The organism is Robertmurraya kyonggiensis, assembly GCF_005116465.1.
In the GTDB taxonomy this organism is placed as follows: Bacteria; Bacillota; Bacilli; order Bacillales; family Cytobacillaceae; genus Robertmurraya; species Robertmurraya kyonggiensis.
In genome coordinates, this window is sequence record NZ_SWBM01000002.1 from 152,929 (window position 1) to 174,419 (window position 21,491).

The 21,491-nt window shown below is 39.4% G+C and carries 20 protein-coding genes; 8 read left to right on the forward strand and 12 right to left on the reverse strand.

From position 1 onward, the window contains the following. The first annotated feature begins 11 nt into the window (after positions 1-11). Positions 12-1,004, forward strand: a complete 993-nt coding sequence (locus tag FA727_RS11950; protein WP_158318845.1) for an NAD(P)/FAD-dependent oxidoreductase — start codon at positions 12-14, stop codon at positions 1,002-1,004. Positions 1,005-1,038: 34 nt separating this feature from the next. On the opposite strand, the gene FA727_RS11955 is transcribed toward FA727_RS11950, so the two are convergent. The 5 genes from FA727_RS11955 to FA727_RS11975 all read right to left on the reverse strand — a co-directional run bounded on the left by FA727_RS11955 (position 1,039) and on the right by FA727_RS11975 (position 5,574). Beyond that, on the reverse strand, positions 1,039-1,854 hold the full coding sequence (locus FA727_RS11955) for an alpha/beta hydrolase (protein WP_136831183.1): 816 nt from the start codon (positions 1,852-1,854) through the stop codon (positions 1,039-1,041). 224 nt (positions 1,855-2,078) lie between these two features. Further along, positions 2,079-2,762: a DUF4956 domain-containing protein gene (locus FA727_RS11960; RefSeq protein ID WP_136831184.1), complete on the reverse strand. Its 684-nt coding sequence runs from the start codon at positions 2,760-2,762 to the stop codon at positions 2,079-2,081. 36 nt (positions 2,763-2,798) lie between these two features. After that, a complete protein-coding gene (locus FA727_RS11965) occupies positions 2,799-3,497 on the reverse strand; it encodes a polyphosphate polymerase domain-containing protein (protein WP_136831185.1) in 699 nt (232 codons plus the stop codon). A 113-nt stretch (positions 3,498-3,610) separates the two neighbouring features. Beyond that, positions 3,611-4,894 carry a sensor histidine kinase gene (locus tag FA727_RS11970; RefSeq protein WP_136831186.1) on the reverse strand — a complete coding sequence of 428 codons (1,284 nt, stop codon included), beginning with the start codon at positions 4,892-4,894 and terminating at the stop codon, positions 3,611-3,613. Then, positions 4,894-5,574 (reverse strand): response regulator transcription factor, encoded by a 681-nt coding sequence (locus FA727_RS11975; RefSeq protein ID WP_136831187.1) that lies wholly within the window; start codon positions 5,572-5,574, stop codon positions 4,894-4,896. The genes FA727_RS11970 and FA727_RS11975 overlap by 1 nt, the downstream gene beginning before the upstream one ends. A gap of 200 nt (positions 5,575-5,774) precedes the next feature. Here FA727_RS11975 and FA727_RS11980 point away from each other — a divergent pair, with 200 nt between their 5' ends. After that, entirely contained in the window at positions 5,775-7,925 is a 2,151-nt protein-coding gene (locus FA727_RS11980; protein ID WP_136831188.1) for a carbohydrate-binding domain-containing protein, read from the forward strand. Positions 7,926-8,408: 483 nt separating this feature from the next. On the opposite strand, the gene FA727_RS11985 is transcribed toward FA727_RS11980, so the two are convergent. Beyond that, positions 8,409-9,548 carry a hypothetical protein gene (locus FA727_RS11985; protein ID WP_136831189.1) on the reverse strand — a complete coding sequence of 380 codons (1,140 nt, stop codon included), beginning with the start codon at positions 9,546-9,548 and terminating at the stop codon, positions 8,409-8,411. A 147-nt stretch (positions 9,549-9,695) separates the two neighbouring features. Here FA727_RS11985 and FA727_RS11990 point away from each other — a divergent pair, with 147 nt between their 5' ends. Beyond that, positions 9,696-11,705 (forward strand): outer membrane protein assembly factor BamB family protein, encoded by a 2,010-nt coding sequence (locus FA727_RS11990; protein ID WP_136831190.1) that lies wholly within the window; start codon positions 9,696-9,698, stop codon positions 11,703-11,705. Positions 11,706-11,757: 52 nt separating this feature from the next. On the opposite strand, the gene FA727_RS11995 is transcribed toward FA727_RS11990, so the two are convergent. From FA727_RS11995 to FA727_RS12005, 3 genes are all read right to left on the reverse strand, one after another. Then, positions 11,758-12,177, reverse strand: a complete 420-nt coding sequence (locus FA727_RS11995) for a hypothetical protein (protein ID WP_136831191.1) — start codon at positions 12,175-12,177, stop codon at positions 11,758-11,760. Between the two features lie 18 nt (positions 12,178-12,195). Beyond that, positions 12,196-12,984, reverse strand: coding sequence for a hypothetical protein (locus tag FA727_RS12000; protein ID WP_246041849.1), 789 nt, complete (start codon positions 12,982-12,984; stop codon positions 12,196-12,198). A gap of 108 nt (positions 12,985-13,092) precedes the next feature. Further along, the gene (locus FA727_RS12005) at positions 13,093-13,809 is read right to left on the reverse strand and encodes a 3-ketoacyl-ACP reductase (protein WP_136831192.1); all 717 of its coding nucleotides are present in this window, start codon (positions 13,807-13,809) and stop codon (positions 13,093-13,095) included. Between the two features lie 171 nt (positions 13,810-13,980). Here FA727_RS12005 and FA727_RS12010 point away from each other — a divergent pair, with 171 nt between their 5' ends. From FA727_RS12010 to FA727_RS12025, 4 genes are all read left to right on the forward strand, one after another. Continuing rightward, positions 13,981-14,982 carry an ATP-binding cassette domain-containing protein gene (locus tag FA727_RS12010; protein ID WP_136831193.1) on the forward strand — a complete coding sequence of 334 codons (1,002 nt, stop codon included), beginning with the start codon at positions 13,981-13,983 and terminating at the stop codon, positions 14,980-14,982. Next, positions 14,979-15,794, forward strand: coding sequence for an ABC transporter permease (locus FA727_RS12015; protein ID WP_136831194.1), 816 nt, complete (start codon positions 14,979-14,981; stop codon positions 15,792-15,794). The genes FA727_RS12010 and FA727_RS12015 overlap by 4 nt, the downstream gene beginning before the upstream one ends. Positions 15,795-15,872: 78 nt before the next feature. Beyond that, complete coding sequence (locus FA727_RS12020) at positions 15,873-16,553, forward strand: response regulator transcription factor (protein ID WP_136831195.1); 681 nt, start codon at positions 15,873-15,875, stop codon at positions 16,551-16,553. After that, positions 16,550-17,632: a sensor histidine kinase gene (locus tag FA727_RS12025; protein WP_136831196.1), complete on the forward strand. Its 1,083-nt coding sequence runs from the start codon at positions 16,550-16,552 to the stop codon at positions 17,630-17,632. The genes FA727_RS12020 and FA727_RS12025 overlap by 4 nt, the downstream gene beginning before the upstream one ends. A gap of 26 nt (positions 17,633-17,658) precedes the next feature. Here FA727_RS12025 and modB read toward each other — a convergent pair whose 3' ends face one another. Continuing rightward, positions 17,659-18,315 carry a molybdate ABC transporter permease subunit gene (gene modB, locus FA727_RS12030; RefSeq protein ID WP_136831197.1) on the reverse strand — a complete coding sequence of 219 codons (657 nt, stop codon included), beginning with the start codon at positions 18,313-18,315 and terminating at the stop codon, positions 17,659-17,661. Positions 18,316-18,319: 4 nt separating this feature from the next. Further along, the gene (gene modA / locus FA727_RS12035; RefSeq protein ID WP_136831198.1) at positions 18,320-19,105 is read right to left on the reverse strand and encodes a molybdate ABC transporter substrate-binding protein; all 786 of its coding nucleotides are present in this window, start codon (positions 19,103-19,105) and stop codon (positions 18,320-18,322) included. Between the two features lie 150 nt (positions 19,106-19,255). Between modA and FA727_RS12040 the strand changes: the two genes are divergently transcribed. Next, a complete protein-coding gene (locus FA727_RS12040) occupies positions 19,256-20,185 on the forward strand; it encodes a helix-turn-helix transcriptional regulator (RefSeq protein WP_136831199.1) in 930 nt (309 codons plus the stop codon). A 64-nt stretch (positions 20,186-20,249) separates the two neighbouring features. On the opposite strand, the gene FA727_RS12045 is transcribed toward FA727_RS12040, so the two are convergent. Beyond that, positions 20,250-21,239 carry a S8 family peptidase gene (locus tag FA727_RS12045; protein ID WP_136831200.1) on the reverse strand — a complete coding sequence of 330 codons (990 nt, stop codon included), beginning with the start codon at positions 21,237-21,239 and terminating at the stop codon, positions 20,250-20,252. Positions 21,240-21,491 lie beyond the last annotated feature (252 nt).

Below are 21,491 nucleotides of genomic sequence, written 5' to 3' on the forward strand. Positions count from 1 at the left end.
GGGATGTTATTTTGAAAGACTTATATGATGTAACGATCATTGGTGGGGGGCCGACTGGCTTATTCACAGCTTTTTATAGTGAAATGCGCGGGTTAAGAACCAAGCTAATTGAACATTTACCCCAACTAGGTGGAAAGGTCTCATTTTTCTATCCTGAAAAATGGATTTATGATGTGGCCGGCCTACCTGGTGTAACAGGAACCCAACTGATTGAACAATTACAGAAACAAGCGGAAAGTTTAAATCCTACCTTCGTTTTAGGACAAAACGTGAAGCAAATAGAAAAAGATTCAGAAGGCTATTTCCATCTACATACTGATCAAGAGGAGCATATGACGAAAACAGTCATTATTGCTGCTGGAGCAGGTATTTTTAACATGCGAAAGTTCCCACTAGATGAGGCTGAGCAGTATGAAGGGAAAAACCTCCATTATAGTATCCGAAACATTGAGAAATTCAGTGGAAAAAGAGTAGCAGTTTCAGGTGGGGGAAGCGGAGCGGTCAATTGGGCGATGATGGTCGCAAAATTTGCGGACAAGGTGTGGCTTATCAATAAAAGTGATAAATTCCATGCAAGTGCAGAAGATCATGAAAAATTGCTCCAATCGAACGTAGAGTTGAAGATTCCTTACACGATCACAAATCTGATTGGAAATAACGATAAGATTGAGTCATTAGTTTTAAAGGATGAAAATGGTGCTGTGGAAGAGACGCTTTCCATCGATGATTTCATTGTTCATCACGGTGCCCAAATGGAATTGGGGCAACTAGCGGAATGGGATTTGGATTTTGATAACAATAAGATCCCCGTGGATGCTCAAATGGCTACGAATGTAGAAGGTGTATATGCGGCAGGAGATATTGTACAATATCCGAATAAGCGGACACTTATCGGCTCTGGCTTTTTTGAAGGGCAGACAGCCTTAAACAGTGTGAAGCTCTACTTAGAGCCATCTGCTCCAAGACAGGTCTATAGTACGGTGGTCCTTGGGAAGAGAAAATAAGCTAAAACAACACGGTCATTTTTGACCGTGTTGTTTATATTTTTAAAGAAAACCGAATCGCTCTACTAATTAAAACGGGTAATACAGATATATGATTTTCATTGGCGAATTCTTCGTACACTACGTCAATATGGTTCGATAACCTCTTGGCTAGTTCCTCAGCTTTTTCATTTACCTTGCTTTCATGGCTTCTTTCTAGTTCTCCCGCTGATAAAAAGAGATGTTTTTCCTGCTTAATAAGGTCAAATTTCGGATAAAATCCTTTTTCCTCTTCAAGTAACAAACGCTCATTCCAAGCAATAGACGGACTTCCAGCAATATACGTTTGGAAAGACTCAGGTTTTGTAAAAAGGGTATGTAAGGTGAAAAGCCCTCCTAAAGAATGACCAAATAGAATTTGACGTTCTTTGTTCACCGGATACTGTTGTTCAATATAAGGTTTTAGCTCTTCTTCAATAAATGACAAAAAGAGATCTGCTCCTCCCTGATCAGGCCAACCTTTTCCATCAAAGCTAGGGGGCAATTCGGAAGCTGCAACAGGTAACGTATAATCGTAATGGCGATTTAAGTGGAATGGAGCATCTGTCTCATAGCCGATTCCTACGACCATTGCTGGACCAATTCCGGTTCTAGCGGGAATACGTGACTGTAATCGCACAGATTCTACCATCGTACCAAAAACAGAATTTCCATCTAGTAAATAAATAATCGGAAATCCCTGAGGAGGTGGCTCCTCTGAAGGAAAGGCGACAGAGATTTGATAGTCTCTACTTGAACCTTTTGAACTCATGACCCAACGATGAGAATTGGGTAGTGAAGCCATGGGAAGGGGTGAAGGATTAGCTTTCATATTTTGAACGTCTCCTTTTTGAAAATAATTGAGAATCGTTATCAATAATTATATGGTTAAACCTCATTTTAAACAATGACATTTATAAAAAAGGAGAAAATCCTCAATCATTAAGGTCTGACCCATATTCGAGCCAGACCCTAAAAATCATTCAGTTATATTCTATTTTAATTTTCTATGTTAGACCAATCTCCATGATTACGTTTTATGTTAAATATAAGATTTTAAGCGGTAAAATTCCCGTCGTAACTTAACATAATTGCTGATTTGACCCCCTCAATAGATGAAATATTATTGATGAAGCTCATATCATTTTCTTTGACCCTGATTTCATAAGTCACCTCGAACTCATTACCAGGCATAACAGATTTAGATTTAAGGGAATGCTTTTTAGCATGCTTGGAAATGACATGCTCTAAAGAGTTTTCAATCGAATTTTCATTGTATCTTATAACAAGAAGGTACGGATTTTCAATTTTAATCTTATTTACAAAGATGAGTAAAACAGTTCCTATTAGAATAGAGCCAGTGATAGCAAGTCCAATGAATCCTGCTCCACATAGAATACCGACAACGATTGCCCAGAATATATAAACGATATCCATCGGGTCTTTAATTGGGGTTCTAAAGCGTACAATCGATAATGCACCGACCATACCTAATGACAAGAGAACATTGGACGAAATACCAATAATAATAAGAGCAGTTGCCATTGTCATAATGATGAGCGAAATATTAAATGTGTGAGAGTAAATAACGCCTGTAAAAGTCTTCTTATAAATCAAGTAAATAAATAAACCTAAAGCGAATGCCACTAACAAACCAATTATGGCATCCACAATCGAAATACTACTAGATTTTTCTAATATGCTAGATTTAAAAATATCTTTAAAGTTTAAAGTTTCCACATTCTTTTCCTCCAAAATTCATGTATTTCTTAATGTTTATCCAAACATTCTACTAATTTGATATTTTGAATAAGTCCCACGGCTTCTATCACCTAACTGAAGTAAATACTTGATCGTATCCGGCAGAAATTCATCATATTTGACTTCAAGAATGACAATATCGGGATTGGTCTCAACCATTGGTATGTTCGAATTTAAAAGATTATTGTTACGGAAGCTTGTCTTAATGGAACTGTCAAAAGTTACTCGGACATTTCCATATTCATAAATAAATACTTCTCTTTCGTAATCAACCACAGTGACTGGTCTTAACTGAAATAAATTCATTTGGATAAACAAATCCTGGATTAGCAATCTTGGATCGTTTTCCATCCACGCAATATTCCCATTCCTAATCTGTTCATATTCATCGGCTGTAATCTCGCACTTTTGCTTATAAGTCATGTTATTGCGTTTACTCTTTTTTTCTAGATTAATCAATTGAGTATTATGATCGTAAAGTCTGACCCGAAATTTATCCCTCTCCATAAAACCTTCCTTCTTTTGATTTAAGATTTTATTTTCGAAGTTATCAAAATAAACACTGCGGATTAAATATTTTCCGTCATTTTTAGCATGAGGGTCGGGCTGCATCACATGCATTAAACGATTTCTCAGTAGATAGCAATCCATTTTAGAAATCTCATGCTTTAATTCGTATCGGCCTCTTGTACCATTCAGGCTCATACTCTTCATGTCTATCATTCTCCTCTATGTGTTGTTCCATGGTTGTTATTATGAAAAATGAACCTTAAACAAACCTTAAAAAATGAAAAAAGGCATAAAAAAAAGATCACTAGTGTGATCTCCTACTTAGGAATCTTAACCTTAAAAGTGGTTCCTTTTAATTGATTTGGAATGGCTCTGATAGACCCGCCGTGTTGCTCTACAATCCATTGCGCAATTGATAAGCCTAAGCCGACGCCGCCAGATTCGCGCGAGCGGGCTTTATCTTCACGGTAAAATCGGTCAAAAATAAGCTTGCTGTTTTCTTCTTTAACTCCGATCCCTGTATCACTAATCTCTAAAACTACCTTTTGATCCTCCGAATATGTTTTTACTCCGATACTGTCATGCTCATTCGTATATTTCAATGCATTATCAAGTAAAATGACGAGAAGTTGATGCAGTCTAACTTCATCTGCATCTATTTGAACATCACAATTTAAGCTTAGCCAGAAATGCTTGTCTTGAGACTCTGCTATTTCTTTATATGGTGTGCAGACATTACGAATAAAAGAATCCACATGAATCGTTTGTTTTACTAGCTGTGTTTCTGCTGAATCCGCACGAGCTAATGTTAGTAGATCAGAAGTTAGCTTTGATAAACGTCGAGTCTCTGACAGGCTAAGTGCAATATTTTCAAATTTACTCGCGATTTTCTCTTGGGGTGACGTAAGTAAGAGCTCCAATTTATTTTGGATAATGGTTAGTGGCGTTCTCAGTTCATGTGAAGCATTTTCCACAAATTCAGATTGTTTTTTCCATGAATGAATGATTGGCTGCATCATTTTTTTGGACAAAACATAGCTTGCCGATATTGATAAAATAATGAAAATCACGGAACAAATGATGATTAACTTACTAAAGTTATTCAAGATGGTCTGTTCAGCATCTACATTGACGAGAAGCTGTGTGTAGGCAATGTTATCATTGGTATTCGTATCCTTAAAAAGAATATATCGAAAATTAAAGTCATCATTAATTTGGATCATTGTAATCTTATCTAAGTTCGTCTTATCAAGTCTATAATTCTGAAAGTATGTCTCATAGAAAAGTGTCCCGATTTCGTCTATATTGAGGATCTGACCGTATTCATCCCACTCAATTACCATAATCCGCGGATTTGAATTTTTCGGACGGTCATTTGGAGGACCTTCTGGACTTAACTCTTTATTCTGGATATTATCCAAATGATGATTAGCGGACATTTCTTTAAATGACGTAAGTTCCTCATCTGTTTTTTTGAATAATGTACTTTGGACTTGGCTGAAAATGATCACACCGAATATCGTAAAAATAACAGTGAAAGCAAGTAAATTAAGAATCATGAACTTTAACTGCTGCTGCCTGAAAATCTTCTTTTTGAACATTAACTATCACCATCTTCCGATAGCATGTAACCAAGACCACGGAATGTTTTGATATACTGATCATAGCCATACTTCTTCAAGTTTTTTCGCAAATTGCTGGCGTACACCTCTACTACTGTCGTCGAGGTGTCAGACTCGAAACCCCAAATTCGGTCAAAAATCTGTTCTTTTGTTAGGATGCTATTCTTATTGTTGATCAAATACTCGAGCAGATCGAACTGCTTGCCGTTTATCTTTATTAGTTCTCCTTTGAGCTCTGCAGTTTTATTTTTTAGGTTAAGATTCAGCTCTTTAAAAGAAAGAATGTTTTCCTTGAATTGCCCTCCGGCTCTTCTAACCATAGCCTCTAACCGTAAAAGCAATTCCTCTCGATGGAAGGGCTTTACCATATAATCGTCGGCACCGACTTTAAATCCTTGGATCTTATCATCGATTCCATCTTTCGCTGTTAGCATAATCACAGGAGTATCAATATTGTTTTTCCGTAATGCGCTTAAAACTTCATAACCATTCATACCGGGCATCATGATGTCTAATAGGATGACATCAAATATATTTTGTTCCGCCAAAAAAAGCCCTTCCTCACCATCAAATGCCTGCACAGTTTCGAACAATCCTTCCGTCGTTTCGCGAATTGTTTCCGAAAGCTGCTTATCATCTTCAATTATTAAAAGCTTCATACGCCGGTGCTCCTTTTCTCTAAGTAAGTCCGTTTATCAATCGTTTGATATGTTAGATTATAGGGACAATCCAAAAAAATGCAAATTAATTTTGGCGAAGTTGGTTTTAAGGTTTGTTTAAGGTTTGTCTTTAATAATGTGATTCATAGGTTAATGAAATCTCTCAAGTACAAGACAAACTTTATAAAGGAGCTAACAAAATGAAAAATAAATCGAAATATACAAAATGGGCAGTTCCGGTTTTATGCACGGCGTTATTATTTGGGTGTAGCAATAATGGCAGTGACGCGAATAGTTCTAACAATAGTAGCATAGCGCAGATAGACGCAGAAAGCTTAAGTACAATTGGTGATAAAAAAATTTCAGACGTAATAAGCGAGGCTGTGACCTATGAAAAGGATGATCTATACAGCGACTGGAAAAATGAAGATTATACTTCCATTCAATTAAATGGTACAGGAGCTTCCGTTGAAGGTACTGGTGGAGCAATAGTAGACGGAAATATGATCACGATCAAAACTTCCGGAATATACGTTATCAGTGGAACGCTGAATGATGGACAGATTATCGTAGATGCCGAGGATAAAGCGACTGTTAGAATCGTACTAAATGGAGTGGAAATCAATTCTTCTACCAATTCACCTATCTATATAAAGAAGGCAGAAAAAACGGTCATTTCCTTAGAGGAAGGGACGGAAAATTATATCTCAGATGGAAATGCATACAATCTGGAGGATTCCGAAGATGAACCCAATGCAGCTATTTTTAGCAAAGATAACTTAACTATTAATGGAACAGGGAAATTGGTTGTGAAAGGCAATTACAATAATGGAATTACTAGTAAAGATGAATTAAAGATAACAAGTGGGAAAATTGAAATTGACTCTGTTGATGATGGCTTAATGGGTCGTGATTTATTGGCTGTGAAAGATGGGGAGATTTCCATTAAAGCGGGTGGAGACGCGGTTAAATCAACAAATGATAAAGATGCATCAAAAGGTATTATTGCCATTGAGGGTGGAACATTTAATCTAACTGCTGAAAATGATGGGATCCAAGCAGTAACCTCTCTATTGATTGCAGATGGTGATTTTTCTATCACTACTGGTGGCGGAAGCCCTGAGACAGTTGCTGTCAAGGAAGGGATGGAACGGATTCCAGGACAAACGAACAACACAACAACGACTGAAACAGAGTCTGACAGTGCCAAAGGCTTGAAAGCTGGCACCGAGGTGGCAATTGGTGGAGGAACGTTTGAAATCGATACTTTAGACGATGCAGTCCATAGCAATAACAGCGTAACAATTACTGGTGGTGAGTTAGCGATTGCTACAGGTGATGACGGGATTCATGGGGATTCTGCAGTTCTAACGAAAGGAGGAAATATCACGATTAGCAAAAGTTATGAAGGAATTGAAAGTATGGTCATTACCATTGCAGATGGTGACATTAAAGTGAACGCAAGTGATGATGGCATTAATATTGGTGGGGGCAATGATGGCTCGAATCCAGACATGCAATCATCCTCATCTGAAAACAATCTCCTTTCTATTAAAGGTGGTAACGTCTATGTGAATGCACAGGGGGATGGCTTGGATTCAAATGGTTCCATTTCCATGACAGGAGGCACAGTGATCGTCGATGGTCCATCTAATGCTGGGAACGGGGCACTTGATTATGACCAAATTTTTGATATGAGTGGAGGATACCTTATTGCAACAGGAAGCTCTGGAATGGCACAGGCGGTGTCAGATAGCTCACAACAGAATTCTATTTTGATGACATACCCAGAAATGCAGGAAGCAGGAACGATTCTTCATTTGGAGGACAGCAAAGGAAATACTGTTGCAACGTTTGCTCCAGAAAAAGATTACCAAATGGTAGTAATTAGTTCTCCAAAACTAGAAAAGGGTAGCACCTATACACTTTATTCTGGAGGCTCTGCCACTGGAAATGAAGAAAACGGGTATTATACGGATGGAGAATATTCAGGTGGAACGCAAGTAGTTGAATTTACAATTGAAGATTCTGTCACATGGCTGAATGAATCTGGGATTACAACAGCTGTCAGCAACGGTCCAGGAGCAGGCGGTCAAAGAGGAGGTTTTGGTGAGCTAGGTGGGAGCCAGGGTAGTCCAACTGGTGATGGCCAAGCCCAAACTAATGGTGGTCAAACTCCACCGGATGGAGGAAATCGCGGTGAAATGTTCTCGGATCTTGATGATGAAACGAGAGCAAAGGTCCAGGAGATTATGGAACAAGAACGAGCTGGAACACTAACTCGTGAAGAGGCACAAGCGAAATTGTCCGAACTAGGTGTTGAATTTTCTGGTTCTGGGGAAATGAATTAAAAATAGGCATGAGTCTAAGAAGGGTGAAGTAGAGAAAAGAGTAAAAGAGGACGTATTCGTACTAGGATACAAAGCAATTCACCAGATGCATTAATCAATATGCTACGGATTAGAATTGTACTAGTTTAGCGACGCCATTCCCCTTGAAAATCACTTGGGGTTTGTAGTTGTTAAAATAACTAAATGGAAGTAAATTTGAGTTCGAGTCATAACTATTCCAAAAAAACTCAGCTAGGGTGAGCCTTAGTTGAGTTTTTTTGTGTATGGGTCAAAACATCGTCTTCTTGATAGACCTTAAGAGAAAGAATGGAGACGAAAAACATATGGCTTAGTTGTTAAAATGGGTCCAACAACTATTAGGAGACACAAAATTAACGGGCTATGCAGGCGGTTTATGGTGGAAAGAATGGTCTTCTTAAACATGAGAATACATTTCAAGAACAATAGCCAGGAGAATGCGTCGCCTGGCAGAAAAAGAATGTATTATTTCTTAGCGACAATATTATCAGGCTCATCTTTTTCCGGAAGCGGAAGGAAATCAGACGGTAAGTTATCTCCTAAATCCAGTGGTTCTTTTGAGAAGCCACGATAGTTAATTTGGTAAAAGCTTGGGTTCGTTTCCCAAACATCTTTCGGTACAGTGAGAACAAAGGAACCTTCCCGGTCTGGAACTGTAATCGTATAGTCCTCCGTTGTATTTAGACCAATTAACACTCCTTTGTAAAGAGCTCCTTCTGCATTCGTGGCTACTAGAGTAGGAGGTTCATCTCGAATGATGGTTCCTTCCTCAGGTAAAACAATATCAAGGGTGATACCGAAATCATCAGGGAATAGAAATCCTTTTCCCGGTGGTAGCGTATAGGTCACATGCTGACTTGGTACATAGACATTTAGATAATGATTCTCGTCATCTTCCGGGATATAGTACATGGAGTATTCTCCATCTTCATTCGTAGGGTTTGACATCGTGAATCCTTCAACACCATCACGGCGAAGGTTCACGGTCGCTCCTTGGACTGGCTTTCCATCGACATCTTTCACCGTTCCAATAATCGGGAATTTCTCTACTCCGAACTTTGGAAACTCTTCTTTTTCATGTAAGGCGGCGTGGGCATAGACTTTCAATTTGCTAGGATCCTCTGCTATTTCTTCCGTTTTATCTACTTCAATCGGGTAATAGACGACTAATTCTTCCTCTAAAGCAAGTAAATCCTTTTTCAATGCTTCAGGTATAGCTTGACCTTCAAGCGTTGCATAATCCAGTGAGGAAACATGAATAATATCTTTCTCTATGATGTTTGCATCTACAATTACGGAAAATTCTCCATTTGAATCGGTAGTCGTTTTTCTTTTATTAGACATTTGAATTTCCGCACCCGCAACTGGTTTATCATTCACTAGTAATTTCCCTTTTACAAGCTTATGATGACTACTATCCATCTTCCAATTTTCATAAGAGAAGTGGTTTTGGTCCAATTTGAGTGAAATATTGTAGCTTTGTACCTCTCCTTGTGTTTCGTTTTCCTCTGTCGTTTTCGTAATCTCTTTTACTTCTTCTTTCTGGCAGGCTACTAGACTTGCAACAAAAGCGATAATTAATAGAAAATAGAATTTCTTTTTCATGACACCCTCCTTTTGTAAGCGTTTTTATATTTTTATACAGTCAGTCAAGAAAAAAGTACGGTACCCGAAAAATAATCATGAATAAAAATTGAAAGCGCTTAATATAAACTTACTAGTAATAAGCTTTGCATTTTAAGGGGGGTTACAATGAGAACAAAGGTTAAATGGATTTCCGCTGTGTTGGTCGTTTCCACGTTTATGTTGGTTGCCTGTCAAAATGAGCCTGAAGAAGTAGAGGAGCCAGAGAAAGTAGAAGAACCTGAAAAAGTAGAGGAGCCTGTAGTAGAAGCGGAAAATGGTGACTTCCCGACTTTCGGTTATGACCTAGGATTAACTCGTCATGTTCCATATGAAGAAATCACAAAAGAGAATGTAGGGGAAGTAGGGCTCGTGTGGAGCAAAAAGTTTAAAGACATCAATCCAGATATTCCTGCTGGAAACCAAAGCTTCCCTGTAGTAGTTGATGGGGTTGCGTATGTGACGACAGCAATGAACTATGTGTATGCTTTTGATGCACTAACTGGCGATGTAGTTTGGGAATGGATTCCACCAGCAGAAATCAAGGAAAATGCAGAGCGAACAGGATTACCAAGCTCAAATCGTGGCGTGGCTGTTGGTGAAGGAAAAGTGTTTATGATTACAAACAATGTTGGGGTCGTTTCGATTGATCAAAAAACAGGGGAAACTGTGAATTATGTAAAAATTAGTGAATTCTATCCAGATGTAACGCCTGAAAATGGTTATTATGAAACAACTGCTCCAACCTATTATGATGGGAAAATTTTCGTAGGGTCATCTGGTGGAGATAACGGGGTACGCGGATTTGAAATGGCCTTCAATGCTAGCGATTTAACGCCAGCGTGGGATGAACCATTCTGGACAGTGCCACCAAAAGGAGAAGATTGGTTAGCGGAAGGTCTGTTTGGTGGTGGAGGTGCCGTTTGGATGCCACCAAGTGTCGATGAAGAAACCAATACATTATTCTTCTCAGCAGGAAATCCAGCACCAGATTTTTATGGAGAAAAACGACCTGGTGCGAATCCACATACGAACTCTGTTATTGCAGTCGATCTAGATACAGGACAATTAAAATGGGCGCAACAACAAGTATCCCATGACCTATGGGACTATGATACAGCTGATAGTCCAACGGTTTACACAGCAACGATTAATGGCGAAGAGCAACGTGTTGTAGCAGTTGGAACAAAAGGTGGCGAATGGTTTGTTTATGATGTAGAAACGGGCGAACCTTACTATAAAAACGTACCGTTTGCGAAAATCGATCATCCAGAACCTACGCCAGAAGGAGTACTCGTCTATCCAGGTATTTTAGGCGGACAGAACTATGCACCGAATACGTATGATCCAAAACTGAATTTCGATCTAATTCCATCTATGGAACAAGGGGGAATTATTAAAACAGCTAAGAATGAAGAAGAAGGCGGCCAAAATACTGGTGGTGGTAAAGGGGGAGCACAAGCTTTCGGTACATCCTATGCACCTCCAGCAGATGAAGAAGCATACGGCACGATTACTGCATTTGATTTAAACACAGGGAAAGAAGCGTGGAAAATTGAAACAAAGGATCCTCAGCGCGCGGGCTTAACAAGTACTGCTACAGGTCTCACATTTTATGGTGACTATAGTGGGAAGGTTAATGCATTGGATACCGCAACTGGTGAGATTCTTTGGTCTTATCAAACAACGGGTCTAACGATTTCAGCATCTCCATCCATTTTCGTTGTGGATGGAAAGCAATATATTATGATTACTTCTGCAGGGAACGACCCGCAAGTATTCGTCTTTGCACTAGGCGGAGAGAAATCTCAAGCAGAGGCTGGGGAGGCTGAAGGAACAACCGATCCTCATGCTGGAGCAGAAGCCACTGGTGAGGTTGTCGAAGTCAACCTGACTGCGAAAAACTTTGAGTTCAGTCCTACAGAAGTGAAAGCAAAGGTAGGAGACACCGTTCGATTTACAATGAAAAATGATTCTGGACTGCATGGTATTGCTCTAGATGAATTCGGCATGAATATTAAAGAAGGGGAGACATTTGAAGTGGTCGTGACAGAAGAGGGAGAATTCCGATTCTATTGTGCGATTCCTTGTGGTCAAGGACATGACACGATGTCAGGTCTGTTGGTTGTATCGAAGTAATTATGTGATAGAAACCCAATTGTTAGAGAAACCTTCTAGCAATTGGGTTTTCTTATTGATGCTCCCCGATTGAAAGTGCCCCATACTCCCAGAACAGCTCGCGTACATGAAGAAATTGCTCCTTGCTGCATTGGACGATAACCGTTACTTCATGCAGGAACGGGGAGGCTTTTTTTCGTATATGTACTAAAAAATGAATACCTGCCCCAACCCAATACCCGATAATTAACCCAATTAATCCCCATATAATCGGTCCCAACGTCATCGCGAATCCACATGTTGCACCGATTACAGCACCTGCTGTCCCAAAACACATTCCGATCTCAAAAGGGTGAACCCGATGTTCTTGCTCCTTATTTTTCTTATCCATGAATGTAACAAGGACATGTTCTTTGGGAATCATTTTATTTTCCAATTCAGCAAGTGCTTGCTCTAGTTCGATCGATTGTTTAAATAACCCAATAACTAACATGAAAAAGCACCTGCCTGCTTAAGGGAAAATTTGAAGTTTAGCGTGTTGATATTTTTTAGTCAGATACCGACGTTGTTCTATCCGAAAAAGATGATTGTGTTCAACGGACGTTCGGTATGCATGATAGACCGCACCACCCAATACAGATGGCATAAATAAGAGCCAATGAGGATGGAGTAATGTAGTTGATTCGTGAAGATGTCCGTGAACAAGGACCAAAAAAGCGTGATGGACTTTAGACAAGGACATGTAAACCCACCACCAAAACATGCCATAGAAGGCAAGCCCAAATCGATGATTATATAATTGCCCTAATCCCGGAAAGAAAAAAGAATAAAGTGCACCAACAATGGGACTTTTTCTCTCAATATATTGAATTTCACTTGGGAAAATTTCCATTCTAGGAGTCTTTTTATGCTCGAGAATAGCTAGATGATACAGTTTATTTTGGTATATGGCCGAACGGAAACTATCTGCAATTGCTACAAGGTAAATCGTTAAGTAACCTAATGCCCATCTTGGTTCTAACACAAGTGTCGCGCGGTCAAAGTGTCCGCAAAAAGAATAGATCATAGCTTCATTGATATGGGCCAATGTGTTGAGGAATACTTCCCCTAATGTTAAGAAGGTCGCCCGAGTGTATTGGTTGAGCAAATAATGCCCAAACCCAGGGAAAACAGCTGACCACCAAGCCACCATATAGGGGTTTTGTTGCTTTAATTGAGTGATTCCGAATGTACTTATCTTAACCAAAGGATGCCGAACTTGAATGTCCATATATTCATTACCTTCCACATCAGTTTTCAACCTTAGTATGAGGTAAAAATGTATTTTCCATTCATAACCAATTACTTAATAAACCTTGAAATAAAAAGAAGCAGGAAAATTCCTGCTTCTCTTAAATATCATTTAAAATTAAGGATTCGTTGACCACAATCCAGCTGTCTTTAACACAACTCTTGGGTGAAGCTTCAGACCAGCAACAAGAAGATCTGCAAGATCCTCTGGGTGCATCACATTTTCTGGATTTCCAGAAATGAGGTTTGTTTCAATTGCTAAATCAGTAACGACAGTGCTCGGTGTTAATGCTGTCACACGAATATTATGCTTTCTTACCTCTAACATAAGCGATTCGGTTAAACCTAGTACAGCGAACTTTGAAGCGCTGTATGCACTAGTTACAGGTGCGCCTTTTTGGCCGGCAGTGGAAGAAATGTTTACGATATCTCCTGCTTTTCTTTCAATCATCTCTGGTAAAACAGCTCTAGTTACGTTGTAAACACCCATCACGTTAACGCGAATAATGTTTTCCCACTCTTCAGGAGTTAATTCAAGAAAACCTCCGAATTTACCAGTTCCTGCGTTGTTTACAAGAATATCGATTGGTCCTAAATCTAACTTGATATGTTCCACTGCGTGCTGTACTGCTTCAAGATCTGATACATCTGCTGTTGCAGCAGAAATATTAATATCATATTGCTCTAGTTCAGTAGTTACTTTTTCTAGATTGGACATCGTTAACCCAATTAATCCTAGATTTACGCCTTCTTTCGCTAAGGCGATCGCTACTGCCCGTCCGATTCCTCTACCTGCCCCGGTAATTAACGCCGTCTTTCCTTTTAATGAAATCATGGTGTCATTCCTTTCAAAAAATGATTTGAAACTCTATATGTAATTTAAAACGAAGCCAACTGAAAATGCAAAATATTGACTCGGCCTGCAGAAATTTTTGTAGTTCATATTCAGTTCATAAAAGTGATTTATACTTCCTAAGAAATTACGGGAAGAACAAGGAGGATCACAATGAGCAATGAATATAGAAAAATAGTAGAAAAAGCGGATTGGGCAGTTGAAGCGAGCGGACTTGTGAAAACGTTCGGTGATAATCATGCAGTTGATGGTGTTGATTTGCAGGTGCCGACAGGTTCTATTTATGGAGTACTAGGTCCGAATGGTGCAGGAAAGACAACTACAATCAGAATGTTAGCTACTTTACTCCGACCAGATGCAGGTTCTGCAAAGATTTTTGGATATGATGTGGCAAAGGATCCACAGATTGTCCGACAATTAATCGGGGTAACAGGGCAGTACGCTTCTGTCGATGAGGCACTCAGTGCTACAGAGAACTTGGTTATTTTCTCGCGATTGCTGGGATTGAGCCGTCAAGAGTCCAAGCGTAAGGCAGAAGAATTACTTGAGGAATTTGGCTTAACAGAAGCGGCAAAACGTCCGTTGAAAAATTTCTCAGGGGGAATGCGCCGAAGACTGGACCTGGCTGCCAGCCTGATTGCCCAGCCACCTCTTATTTTCTTAGATGAGCCAACCACAGGGCTTGATCCACGAACACGAAATCAAATGTGGGACACAATTCGACGTCTAGTGAAATCAGGCTCTACAGTGTTGTTGACAACTCAGTATTTACAAGAGGCAGATGAACTAGCAGACCGAATCGCAGTCATCGACCACGGACGAGTGGTTGCGGAAGGGACAGTAGATGAATTGAAGGGATCAATTGGCACATCATCCTTACACTTAAGCATCCAACATACACAAGATATGCAAGATGCCCGTAGAATTGTGGAGCAAGTGCTAAAGGTTCAGTCAGCCGCGTCTCCAGAGGGAGGAAAGATAACGGCACCGATGGCGCATGCCGATCGAGTTACGGACTTACTGATTGCTCTTCGAGAACAAGGGATTCAGCTTGCCGAACTTAGTGTACAGAAGCCAACATTAGATGAAGTCTTTCTGACAATCACTGGCGAAGGTGTAAAAGAAGACAAACAAGAAAAGGAGGGAATCGCATGAAAAACCAACCGATCATGCAGGCAACTGAAAGACATTTAAAAAACCACTCAGGCATCGGCCAGGTAATCCGAAATACATTAACCATGGCCTACCGAGGTTTACTTAAGATTAAGCGGACTCCTGAGCAATTGTTTGACGTGACGCTCCAGCCAATCATTTTTACCTTAATGTTTACTTATATCTTTGGTGGAGCTATTTCTGGAAATGTGCAAAATTATTTACCCGTCATTATTCCAGGTATTCTTGTACAGACTGTTATCACAACATCCATTGTGACCGGCGTTCAACTGAGGGAAGACATGGATAAGGGAGTGTTTGACCGTTTTAAATCGTTACCAATTGCACGGATTGCCCCGTTGGCTGGGGCGTTATTAGCTGATACGATCCGATACACGATTGCATCGACTCTCACTTTTACCATGGGTTATATTATGGGGTATCGTCCAGAGGGTGGACTTGGGAATGTCATTCTGGCCGGGCTTATCGTGATTGCTTGTGCATGGGCAATTAGCTGGATTTTTGCTTTCTTTGGAGTCATCTCACGTAATGCAACAAGTGTACAAGGGATATCGATGATTGTCCTGTTTCCGCTAACGTTTCTTTCAAATGCATTTGTGCCAGCGGATACGTTGCCTAAGGTACTTCAGTGGTTTGTTAAATTCAATCCGATCTCACATCTTGTTACAGCTGTCAGAGAATTGACGAACGCAGGTACGGTAGGTTGGGATCTGATTATTTCTCTAGTAGGAGCTGCTGTGATTGTGGCGATATTTGCACCTATCACGGTACGTGCTTATATGCGCCGGACATAAAGATGTAAAATAAGATAATGACTATTAGGAATCGCAGGAAGCATGGCGATTCCTATTTTAAAAAAAGGAATGATCCATATGGCCAAAATATTAATCGTAGATGATGATCCACATATCCGAGAATTAATTCATGTCATTTTATCTAAAGAAGGCTTTGTCATAATTGAATCCACTGATGGTGAAGCTGCACTTTTTCTACTAGAAAAAGAAAAAGTAGATTTGATTATTCTTGATATCATGATGCCGAATATGGATGGCTGGACTTTTTGCCAAGAAGTACGAAGCTATTATTCAGATACTCTTCCTATATTAATGTTAACAGCAAAAGGAGAAACATCTCAAAAAGTAAGAGGCTTTGACCTCGGAGCAGATGATTATTTGGTCAAACCTTTCGACGTAGCTGAATTAGTGGCGCGGGTCAAAGTGCTCCTTAAACGTTATCAAATTACTGTCTCCAATCGAATTGAAATCGGTAATGTTGTGATCGATCGTGCGTCCTACACGGTTACGATAGGGAATGAGCGTATGACGTTACCGTTAAAAGAGTTTGAATTATTATTTAAGCTTGCGACGCATCAGCAGAAAACCTTTTCAAGGGAACAATTAATCGAAGATATTTGGGGTTTTGATTATGAAGGAGATGAGCGGACGGTTGACGTTCATATTAAACGGTTACGTCAACGATTTTCACAAGAAGATTGTCCTTTTAAAATCACAACGATTCGCGGACTTGGTTATCGTTTGGAGGTGACAACGTGAGGTTGGGTCAGTTTATCAAACGATTGCTAGGGATTCTAGCTATTTCACTCTTATTGCTTTTGGCGTGGTCCTGTGCCTATTGGGTATCAACTTGGTTCTATGAAGTGATAGAGTATACACCTCATGAGATTGTCCGATTGTTAGTCAGTTCATTTTTAGGCTTCTGTTTGTTCGGCTGCTGTGTCTTTATTATTACGAAAAATCCTTGGGTTAGATCTCGACAGGAGCAGTTTCTACATCCAATCATTCATGCCATGAAAATGATGGCAGAAGGAAATTTCAATATTGATCTGTCTTATTATCGCAATCAATTTCGCGAGAGGGATAACCATCCTTATTCACAGATTATCGAAAACATTAACCATATGGCGACCAAATTAGGGGAAATGGAAGAATTGCGGCAGGAATTCATCTCAAATGTTTCCCATGAAATCCAGTCTCCGCTGACGTCCATTAGAGGGTTTGCCCATGCGCTTAAAAATGAAGACCTTAGTCATGAGGAACGCAAGCACTACCTTGAAATCATTGAGAAAGAGAGCAATAGACTATCCAAATTAAGTGAAAATCTATTAAAACTCACATCTTTAGAGTCTGAACATTTATCTCTTGAGCGAAAAAGTTACCGTTTGGATCACCAATTACGCCGTATTATTCTAGCCAATGAGCCACAATGGTTAGAAAAAGAAATCAATATGGATATTTCCCTTAAAAACTTGTTGATCACGGCAGATGAAGCACTGATGGACCAAGTATGGATTAACTTAATTCATAATAGTATAAAATTCACCCCCGAAGGTGGAACGATTGTAGTGGAGGCATCGGAAGGGGACAATCAAATCTTTGTGAAGATTAAGGATACAGGAATTGGTATGGATGAAGATACCTTGATGCATGTCTTTGAACGTTTTTACAAAGCAGATAAATCGAGAAACCGCAATGCTGGAGGGAACGGTCTAGGCCTGTCTATAGTGAAAAAAATAATCGATTTACACAAAGGAGAAATCCAAGTTCGAAGCGAGGTTGGAAAAGGGACAGAGATAATGGTCCTATTAAATCAAAATTCGAATAAAAGAGGCTGACGATATTAGTCAGCCTTTAGCAAGTATTATTTTTTTGAAAAGCTAACCAACAGTAGCATGATAAAGGAAATCACAATCATACTTACAACCCAAAGCCAGGCCATCTGCATATTACCAGAATCAATAGCTATATAGATTGCGGTAGGGGTCGTTTGTGTTTTTCCAGGAATATTCCCTGCAAACATTAGCGTTGCCCCGAACTCGCCTAAAGCCCTTGCAAAACTCAAGATTCCACCAGATAGTAAGGCTCTAAAGGCTAAAGGAATAGAGACATGTGTAAATAATCTCCATTCGCTTGCCCCATCTACTCTTGCAGCATTTTCGATATCCTGATCTATGGCTTCAAATCCAGTTTTTGCGGATTGGTACATAAGTGGAAAAGCTACGATAGCAGAAGCAATAAGAGCAGCCCACCATGTAAACATAATAGGTTGATCAAAGATCCACTCAACCAATTGTCCGACTGGACTATTTTTTCCAAAAACAATAATTAAGATAAAACCGACTACAGTCGGAGGTAAAACTAGTGGTAATAGGAATACTGTCTCAATTAAGGCTTTTCCTCTGAAGCTTTTCTTGGACATTACCTTTCCTAGTATGATTCCCAATATAAATACGATGACAGTAGATAAAGAGGCTATCTCAAGAGAGAGCCGAATAGGTGACCAAAAATTCGTTGCCATATTTCTATTTTAATCCACTGAAACCAAATTTATTAAAAGTATTCATTGCTTCTTCAGATTGGAGGTATTCATAAAAAAGCTCAGCCTCTTGCAAATGATCGCTATTTTTAATGATCCCAACTGGGTAAATAATCGGGCCATGCGTGTTAGAGTCTGCTGTCGAAACAATTTTTACCTTTGAAGAGATCAGCGCATCTGTTTTGTACACAATTCCTGCATCCACATTGCCAGTTTCTACATATGTAAGTACTTGGCGAACATCTTTCGCATAGACAATTTTTCCTTCAAAGTCATTCCATAGATTTGAGTTCGTTAATGTTTCTTGTGCGTACTTTCCAGCTGGCACAGATTCTGGAGTACCAATTGAAATTTTATCTGCATTCACTAAATCCTCAAATGCGTTAATTTCTTGATTGCTATCTTCTGGCACGATGAGAACAATTTCGTTTCCAACTAGATCAATACTCTGATCTGTTTTGATTAAGCCTTCATCTACTACTTTATAGAACTTATCCTCTGCTGCAGAAAAGAAAAGATCAACAGGTGCCCCTTGAGAAATTTGTTGTTGAAGTGCTCCTGAAGCTCCAAAGTTATAATTGATTTTTATATCAGGATATTTTTTATTAAAGTTTGTAGTAATTTCGGTTAAAGCATCTTGCAGGCTAGCTGCAGCCGAAATGGTTAATTCCACTGCTTCTTTTTTGGCATTACTTTGACCATTATTAGAACAAGCGGTCATTATGAATGCTAAGACCAAAACGGTCATGAATAGAGAAACTATTCTTTTCACACTTCTCCCTCCTTGTGTATATCTAGTTATATCTAATTATAATTAATTATAACTAGATATAACAGTATTAGGATGTAAAAATAGTCACAGATAAATTTAAATGTTTTATTTTTTGCAATGAGATAAAATTGAAAGTGGAGGGATGTAAGGATGAATAACGAACTTTCGTACACGATTGAAGAAGTGGCACAACTGTTAAAGGTTTCAAAATTAACCATATATGATTTAGTTAAAAAAGGTGAGTTACCAGTATTTCGGGTAGGCAGACAAATGAGAATGCATGCAAAAGACTTAGAAGACTATATCACTCAAAAAAAATCTACGATATCTCACCCTCCAGTAGTGTTTGCAGAAAAAGCTACTTCGACTAAGGAATCATCCCAAATTGTCATCAGTGGACAAGATATGGTTTTGGATATTCTTGGAAGACATTTAGAGAAGGCGACTACTAAAAAAATATTGAGATCGCATGCAGGGAGTCTAAATGGATTAATTTCTATGTATAAAGGCGAATGCGATATTGTGAGTGTACATATGTATGATGGGGATACTGGAGAGTATAACCTTCCTTATATAAAAAAAATATTGACTGGATTTCCTTATGTTTTAGTAAATCTTCTATGTCGAAAAGCGGGTTTCTACGTACAAGCAGGGAATCCGCTAAATGTTCAATCATGGGAAGATCTCAAACGAAAAGATATTACCATCATGAACCGAGAGAAAGGCTCGGGAGCAAGAATTTTACTAGATGAGCATTTGAGATTGTGCAATATTTCAACACGTGAAGTTGCGGGGTATGAGAACGAGGAAAGTAATCATCTAAGTGTTGCTTCTGCCGTTTCTACAGGAGCGGTAGATATAGGCATAGGAATGGAGAAAGCTGCAAAGTTAGTGGGAGTAGATTTTATTCCACTAATTAGAGAACGGTATGATCTGGTTCTATTAAAAACTAATGAAAATGCTCATTTTGTTAATGAGGTAATGAATATACTCACATCTAAATCATTTCAATCAGAAATCAATGCTATTGGGGATTATGATACTTCCCAGACAGGTAGCATCATGTATGAAACATTTTAAATTTGATATCAAGAATGAAAAAGGCTATCGATAAAATTGAATCGATAGCCTTTTAGCATATATCTTAAACAAAAACTTCCCCAATATAGCTGACAAGTCTTCTTACTTTCTCTGAATAGTTGAGTTTGATTAGCCCATGTCCTTCAGCTGTAGCCTCATTGCCTAGGGAAACGGTACGTTTCACGAGCAGGGCATAGATTTCTGCTTCAGTTAATGTACGTTTGAAGGAACGTTCGCCAATTGTTATCAAAAGGGCAACAGCGCCTACCACATGTGGAGTTGCCATCGATGTCCCGCTTAATTTCGCATATTGACCATCAACCCAGGTGGAAACGATGTCTACTCCTGGCGCTAGTACGTCAATTTCATTGTTGCTATTTGAAAATGGTGCTACTTCGTTCGTCAAAGTGGAAGCAGCTACCTCAATCACTTCATTGTAGCTTCCAGGATAGGAGTACTCGAATGTGTTCTCGCGGTCGTCTCCTTCATTCCCTGCAGCAACGATGACAGGAATCTCGGAATCTACTAATCTCTTAACTGCTTCATGAAGTTCTGGAACATCTTCGGGCCCACCTAAGGACATGTTAACAGCACGAACTTTTTCTCCATTCGGTCCTCGCCAATCGGCAGCGTAATTCATGGCTTGAATAATAGATTCATAGGAACCTGATCCTTGTGAATCGAGAACCTTTAAAATGAGTAACTTCGCTTTTGGGGCTACTCCAACTAAGCCATATCCTTCACGTCTTGCAGCAATTGTGCCGGCAACGTGTGTCCCATGTCCATTGCCATCCATAACATCATCTTCTGCACCCTCGTCGGTGAAGTTCTTCACCTCAATGACAGCATCTTTTAAATCTGGATGGTTGTAGTCGATTCCGGTATCGAGAATGGCAACGACGATCCCGTCTCCTTCGTTTGCTTCTGCCCAAATCTGCGGCGCTTCGATAATTTCTACCCCAGCGGGCACCGTGTCTACTGCCTCTTGAATACTTTTAACTTTATACGGTATTAAACGAACAACTCTGTTTGTAATTAAAGCTTCACCCTTCATAAAAGGAACCTCCTTTAATATTAGCTTGTCCAAGCATTTTTTAATCCTTGTCTTATTGCTAATTCTTACAGGTTTTTCGCATGATCATCACTTGAAAATGCTCCAATTAGGACTTCCTTCTTTCAAGGTATAGGCATCTAATTCTCCTTTCTGTTCGACTAATTTTAAGTACCAAGTTGAACCATGTGAACTTGGTGGAAAGGGTCTAGAGATGCTTTTGGAAAACTTGTTGTATTTTTAAAATATTACAAA